We start from the raw sequence: 5,925 nt of genomic DNA, 5'->3' as shown, positions 1-5,925 counted from the left end.
TGTACATACTGTCGGCATTTTCCTGATCGGCTTTTTTACCACTACACGCTGACAACGCTAAACCAAAGGCAGCTACCAAGATTATTATTTTCGTTTTCATATCAAATGTTATTGGTGTACTTATATAATCCCTTTTAAAAGGCAATTGTTAAAAGAGGGTTTTGGTACGTCATTGCGATTAGTCGGAGTCAGGGGTCGGAGGTCAGAAGCCTGGACTTGTAAGCCAAACGATACGTCATTGCGAACCAAAGGAGAGGAATTGTGAGGTGAAGCAATCCAATCATTAAAAATAAACGATTTAAGCCCTATAATTAGATATCAGCTTATATCCCCTTCAATTCCTTATATGGTCAAATACCAATGTAAGTGGTGTTTGGTTTATCATTCCTTTAAACAAAATCAACCGGAAATCTTGATTATTCCCGGTTGAGTAAGCGATTTCTAACCTTTAGGTTCCGAAATATGAGCATTATTTGATATGGGCAAATTAATCTTTCACTAACCTTACCGCGGCACCTGTGGTTTTACTATAGTCGGTTACTCGCGGTTCGCTGTATTTGTTAAAGTCAAGATAGTAGGCAAAGCTGTCGCCGCTTGATTTGGTAGTACTCGACCACCAATAGCTTAACCATACCCCATACTTGAAAGATTGGCCGCCACCATATTCATCGCCACCTGCACTGCCATTGGTAAGTAAATTGAGACCTGAGGAGTTATCGCCATTGCCATGCGCAAATTTATACGAATCTTTTACGTCCCAGCCAGTAGTGCCACGCATTTTTTTACCGGCTACTTTTTCACCACCTAAAGCCGCAATAAGGGTTAAAAATTCACTGCTGCTAGGTACGTGCCAACCAGCAGGTGCTAAGCCACGGCGATCGGTAACCGCATAAAAGTTGTACAGCTTTCCGTATTTCTTTTCATTGCTGCTGTCGAAATTAAGGTAACAATAAGCGGGAATTTTTTCTCTGCTTACTTTTTCCCATTCTTTTTGGTTGGCTGCGTAATAAATCTGCTCGCCGTTTCTATAGGTGCTCACGTTTAAATTGGTACTTGTCCATACCTGGTTGCCAATTTTTACCTGCCCGGTAATTTCAGGCGAGGCATTGTATATTTCTTTTAACTGCGCCGCTTGTGCTGCATTACAGCTCCAAACAAAGTTGGTAGGTTGTATGCCGCCGCTTCTTTTTAAACATTCTTTAGTTGCTATTGCATCAGCTTCCTCTTTGGTTTTTGCTATACCCCAGCCAAATGCAGTACCCACATTACCGTTTATGGTGCGGTATGCCGCACAACCTGTGCCCGAATAGGTGAGCACAATGCTGCAAGATCCGCCACGTTTGTTGCATTCGTCAACCGCTTTCTTCTCGGCTTCTGCCCGGTTTGACTGATCGAATGAAAAACCATAATAAAACCCATTAGATCGGTCTATAGCCAACGCGCCATATYTGGTTTTAACCGGAACAGCCGTTTTGGTTGCCGATTTTTTTACCTGTGCAATTACAGCAGATGCCGTTGCCAATAGCACAAGCATTGGTGCCATTAGCAGGAGTTTGTTTATTTTCATGCCCTAATTTGTTTGTTTGTTGCAAGCAAATTTCCCCATCACACCAGTTAGCGTCAATACCTGTTATTGGGTATATTTTAATGAGGGTAGTGTGGAGTTGGAGGTTCGAAGTCTGGATTTCTTAAAAGGGAATTAGCCGAGGATCAGTCTGGGTTGATAGGTTTTTTGGAGCGCAGAGGCTGTGATCCTTGGGCTGGCTTCGATCCTGCTGTCCGTTTCTCCCGAAGAAACCTGTGAAACAAGCAAGCACACAATAAAAAAGTAAAAACTAGTGCTTAAATCGGGATCCACTTCCATCAGGGCTATTTAACAATGGGCTGTACCTCGAAAAGACCCCCACTGGTACAGTTCTTAGTGGTTAGGAAGTGGATTGGATGATTTGTGCATTCACAGTATTTAGCTCATCAAGTTTTTTAATAAAGAAATTGATTTATAATTTAACGGAAGAACAAGTCATGCCGTTGCTAAGGTTGGGCGCTAAGACTTGCGCTAGAAAGGAGGAGTCGCTAATGGTTGTATTGTTTTAAGTCAATTTTGATCGTTTTATACTTTAGGTTCACCCCCTTAATATACTTTTCTGTAAAATATTTAATAGTAAGGATTTGCCCGTCAATAGTAGGATTGTCAAAAATGTATTCTGGGAACATGTAATTGTTATTTTTCATTCCCTTTTCGATTTCTCCTTTTTTGATTTTAATCCTGAACGATTTTTGAGTGTCGACATTATAGAGTGTTAGAGAATTAAAATCGAATTTTGGAATATGACTTCTGTTGGTAACAGAAACCACAAAAGGCATTTGACTATTGTCTGAAACGTAGATAGCTGTTCCAATTTTTTTTATTAGTTTACCAGAAGCTTTGCTGTATAAATAGTAATCGTCTGGATCGCAGCAACCAGAAATGACCCTGTTTGTATATAGGAATGTAGTTCTAAATTCTTGAAAACTTGTATGTCCAAGCCGATTAGTCAATTGTACTAATCCATCACCTAATGTAAAGATTGTTTTTTTCTCTCGATTTCTATTTTCAAAAGTTATCCATGAAGAGTCGCAGTTATAATTCCAGTATAGTTTTGCCCCATTATCTAAAGAAATTGGTTCACAAGAAATAATTTGGGCTAACAATGTATCCTTTGTGCAATCACAGTTTTTACTTGGATTTTTTTGAGTTATACTCAATTTAGTAGGGTGTTTATTAGTACAGGCAGCTACAATTAAAAGTAAAGCTAGAATATTTAGATAACGTTTCATAATATTGGAGTTAACATCGAAACATTTGGGTRGAATAGCTGGAGTTGTTCTAAAGATAGGGTTTTGGGATCCGATATACTAAAGTAAACCGAATAAAATTCATTTTATTTAGTCAATCGTTTTATATTTTCTCTCCAGATGTAAAGCCCGTCAAAAACACCGCCGGTTAAAAATGCCTCTAAAAATTCAGGGAATGAATTTGTTAAGGTGATTACATTTTCCACCTTGTTATAAATGTGGTAATCATTTCTGTCGACAGGATTTATATTGATTGTCCACATATCAGAATAGATTAAATATTCCGCAAAATGGAAATCATTTAGTTCCACTGCATAAGTATCTGGTTGGTCTATATTGTCAATAATTTCGTCTAATGGAATGATCCTAAACATATCTTCCTCTGATTCGAAACCATTTGAAAAGCTATAGAATTTAACTAAATCATCGGGTAATTTAACTCTCATGATGTTCTCAAAATCCAATATTTCCGTTGGGGAAGCTGGCGCATAAAGCATAATCCCAAGTTCTTCCTTATCAGCCATAATTCTGGCTATAATGTCTGTTATTGTTGGATGCATGAGTATTTGATTAGGATAATCGTCCTTATGAAATTTTGTAAATAACTATATAATTTAAATTCTATAGCCTATTTTCTTTTGTTCTTCACACGTGGCAGGCATGCGCCAGCGGAGGTATTATTCATCTATGTCTTCGAACGTTAATTTGTTGTTTTTCTTTTCAATTTCTATTTTCCTCCAGGTTGGTGCATATCCACTTCCATGTGGCTCAAAAAGTTCCCTAACATACTGTTCTTCTGTTTCGTAATTTGTAAATCTTTTAGGCCCATTGTAGTCGCGTTCCTGGTTATCAAAACGGGTTGTAACTTCTTCCTCTTTAGAGAAATTAGAAGCATTTTTTATCTGATTTATGATTCTTTGTTTATCATTAGGTGTAATAATCAAAGTAAAGGTGTGGTAATAGTCACCCACTCCCCAATCAGATTTATTCTCCTCAATTTTATAATTATCTTTTAGCTGAATACCCTGCTCCATTAGTAATTTTTCTGCATCTGTTTTCGAAAACAGCTCGTCTTCGAATACATATAAAACAGTTTTTATCAAGATCAAAAGTGTCAAAATTATGGAGATATATTTTCCAACCTTTGGGTAGCCCAATTTCTTTGGTAACCAATATGTAAGGTAAATAAGGGCTGTTATTAAGAAAAAAAATATAAATCCAATTATTATTATGATCATTTGTTGGCTTTAATATATCTGCATAAATGTTTAATTGAAGAGCGGACTTTTTTCATAAATGCTTCAGGTCAATAGTGTAAAACACAAGCGTTTTTAAGTTGATCGGTCATTTATAATGTCGAGTGGTGTAGCAAATGAACCCTTATTTGTAATATAATCTTTATCATCTTCGGTTAGTTCGTTTGTACCGAGTGCAATGTCTTCCCATACTTTTCCGTCTTTTCGTTTAAGTGCAAATTCAATTGTCTCAATTTTTGGTTTTTTGTTCAGTCCTAACATTGTCAGATCTATAAATTGGCCTTTTTTGATGTCTCCTTTCACGACTGTTCCAAGTAAGAAAAATTGTTTTCCTTTCAATTGATAAGCATTGTTAAGCTTAAACAGAGCAATGGTTATTGCATGCCAATTATCACCACAATGTCGGCATTGCCTTGCGTATGGAGTCCTTGCAAGTTTATTACACTTTGGGCAATTGTTAAGAAATACCTTTTCAGGATTTTCCGTCGTTATTCGTCTTGCTACATTCAACTCAAATTCATCATAGCCATGTTTTAGAAAATTAAGTATTTCGGATTCCGTTCTAATCCAACCTCTATTAGTCAAAATTCTTCTCATCTTAGGATCATCAGAAGTCTTATAGGTATGCATATGGTGTTTCAGTGCTAACTTTTCATTGTCAGTCATTAAGTTACTGAAGTAGTTTATAATATAACTTGCTGTCTCTTGGTCCATGTTAGGTTTTGTCGTAGTTGCTACCAATGCTTAAATATAGCAACTGTTATTTTATCAATTTCGTGATTGAGTAAATGAAGAGAATTTTATTTAAGTTAAGGGCAATGGCGTATACTAATGTGCATTTAACGAACCCAACTCCTTAAGCTATTTAGCGAGATTAATATATTTCCCCTTTTTATCCTATATTTATTTTACCAGACTTCTTAGCTCAGTTGGTAGAGCAACAGACTCTTAATCTGTGGGTCCAGGGTTCGAACCCCTGAGGGGTCACAATATCACTTATTGTATTTGAACGAAATATAAAATTAATCGTTTATGAACGATACTTTGCCAAAAGACCCTTCGGCTGATTTGCCGGGAGATACTGCTACTCGTTACGAGCAGTTTTTCGGCCCATTATTCTTTGAGCCCTATGCTATAGAAGTTGCAAAACGAATTCAATCCATTCCGGTTTCTGTAGTGCTCGAAATTGCGGCTGGGACAGGGCGTGTTACCCGTCATATTAGGGAGCATATTCCATACGCAGCAAAGCTGATCGCTTCAGATATTAGCGAGGAGATGTTGGCCGTAGCCAAAAAGACGTTGAGCCACCTTGATATTGACTGGCGAAATATTGATGCCCAGCAACTTCCTTTTAATGATAATAGTATAGATTTGGTGGTTTGCTGCTTCGGGTATATGTTTGTTCCTGATAAACCGAAAGCATTTGCAGAGGCCTATCGGGTTTTGAAACCAGGTGGCCTGTTTTTATTTACCACCTGGGATAAGCTGGAAAATAATGCGGCATCTTATTCTGCCAGATCTATTGCAATGAAATATTTAGAACACCCCTTGCCCGAATCGCATAATCTTGCAACCTCGATGAATAATGAAGCGCATATAACACTATTATTAAAGGATGCCGGCTTTGCAAAAATATCAATTGAAAAAGTAAAACTTTTTTCCGTAAGTCCAACCGCAAAAGAAGCTGCATGCGGTTTGGTAGAGTGGGGACCTGTTTATGAGGAGATCAAAAAACAGAATCCTGACTGTATAGACGAGATAAAAATTAAGGTGGAAAAAGAACTTGCTGAAAAATTCGGAGCTGCTCCCATGATCGCTCCAATAAGTGCTGTAT

At 37.5% G+C, this 5,925-nt stretch carries 6 protein-coding genes and 1 tRNA gene; 2 read left to right on the top strand and 5 right to left on the bottom strand.

What is annotated here, in order from left to right; all coding sequences use genetic code 11:
* Positions 1-487: 487 nt before the first annotated feature.
* From AC1DND_RS16380 to AC1DND_RS16360, 5 genes are all read right to left on the bottom strand, one after another.
* Complete coding sequence (locus AC1DND_RS16380) at positions 488-1,567, bottom strand: FISUMP domain-containing protein (protein ID WP_477583198.1); 1,080 nt, start codon at positions 1,565-1,567, stop codon at positions 488-490.
* Positions 1,568-2,073: 506 nt separating this feature from the next.
* The gene (locus AC1DND_RS16375; RefSeq protein ID WP_477583196.1) at positions 2,074-2,817 is read right to left on the bottom strand and encodes a hypothetical protein; all 744 of its coding nucleotides are present in this window, start codon (positions 2,815-2,817) and stop codon (positions 2,074-2,076) included.
* A gap of 104 nt (positions 2,818-2,921) precedes the next feature.
* On the bottom strand, positions 2,922-3,395 hold the full coding sequence (locus tag AC1DND_RS16370) for an SMI1/KNR4 family protein (RefSeq protein WP_477583194.1): 474 nt from the start codon (positions 3,393-3,395) through the stop codon (positions 2,922-2,924).
* Between the two features lie 117 nt (positions 3,396-3,512).
* A complete protein-coding gene (locus tag AC1DND_RS16365) occupies positions 3,513-3,938 on the bottom strand; it encodes a hypothetical protein (RefSeq protein WP_477583192.1) in 426 nt (141 codons plus the stop codon).
* A gap of 228 nt (positions 3,939-4,166) precedes the next feature.
* Positions 4,167-4,805 carry a hypothetical protein gene (locus AC1DND_RS16360; RefSeq protein ID WP_477583190.1) on the bottom strand — a complete coding sequence of 213 codons (639 nt, stop codon included), beginning with the start codon at positions 4,803-4,805 and terminating at the stop codon, positions 4,167-4,169.
* A gap of 200 nt (positions 4,806-5,005) precedes the next feature.
* On the opposite strand from AC1DND_RS16360, the gene AC1DND_RS16355 reads away from it, so the two are divergent.
* A tRNA-Lys gene (locus AC1DND_RS16355) sits at positions 5,006-5,078 on the top strand.
* A gap of 45 nt (positions 5,079-5,123) precedes the next feature.
* On the top strand, positions 5,124-5,925 hold an 802-nt coding region (locus AC1DND_RS16350; protein WP_477583188.1), incomplete at its 3' end, for a class I SAM-dependent methyltransferase.

It is taken from the genome of Pedobacter sp. 01N416 (assembly GCF_056399685.1).
This window is presented reverse-complemented; position numbering and strand designations above follow the sequence as displayed.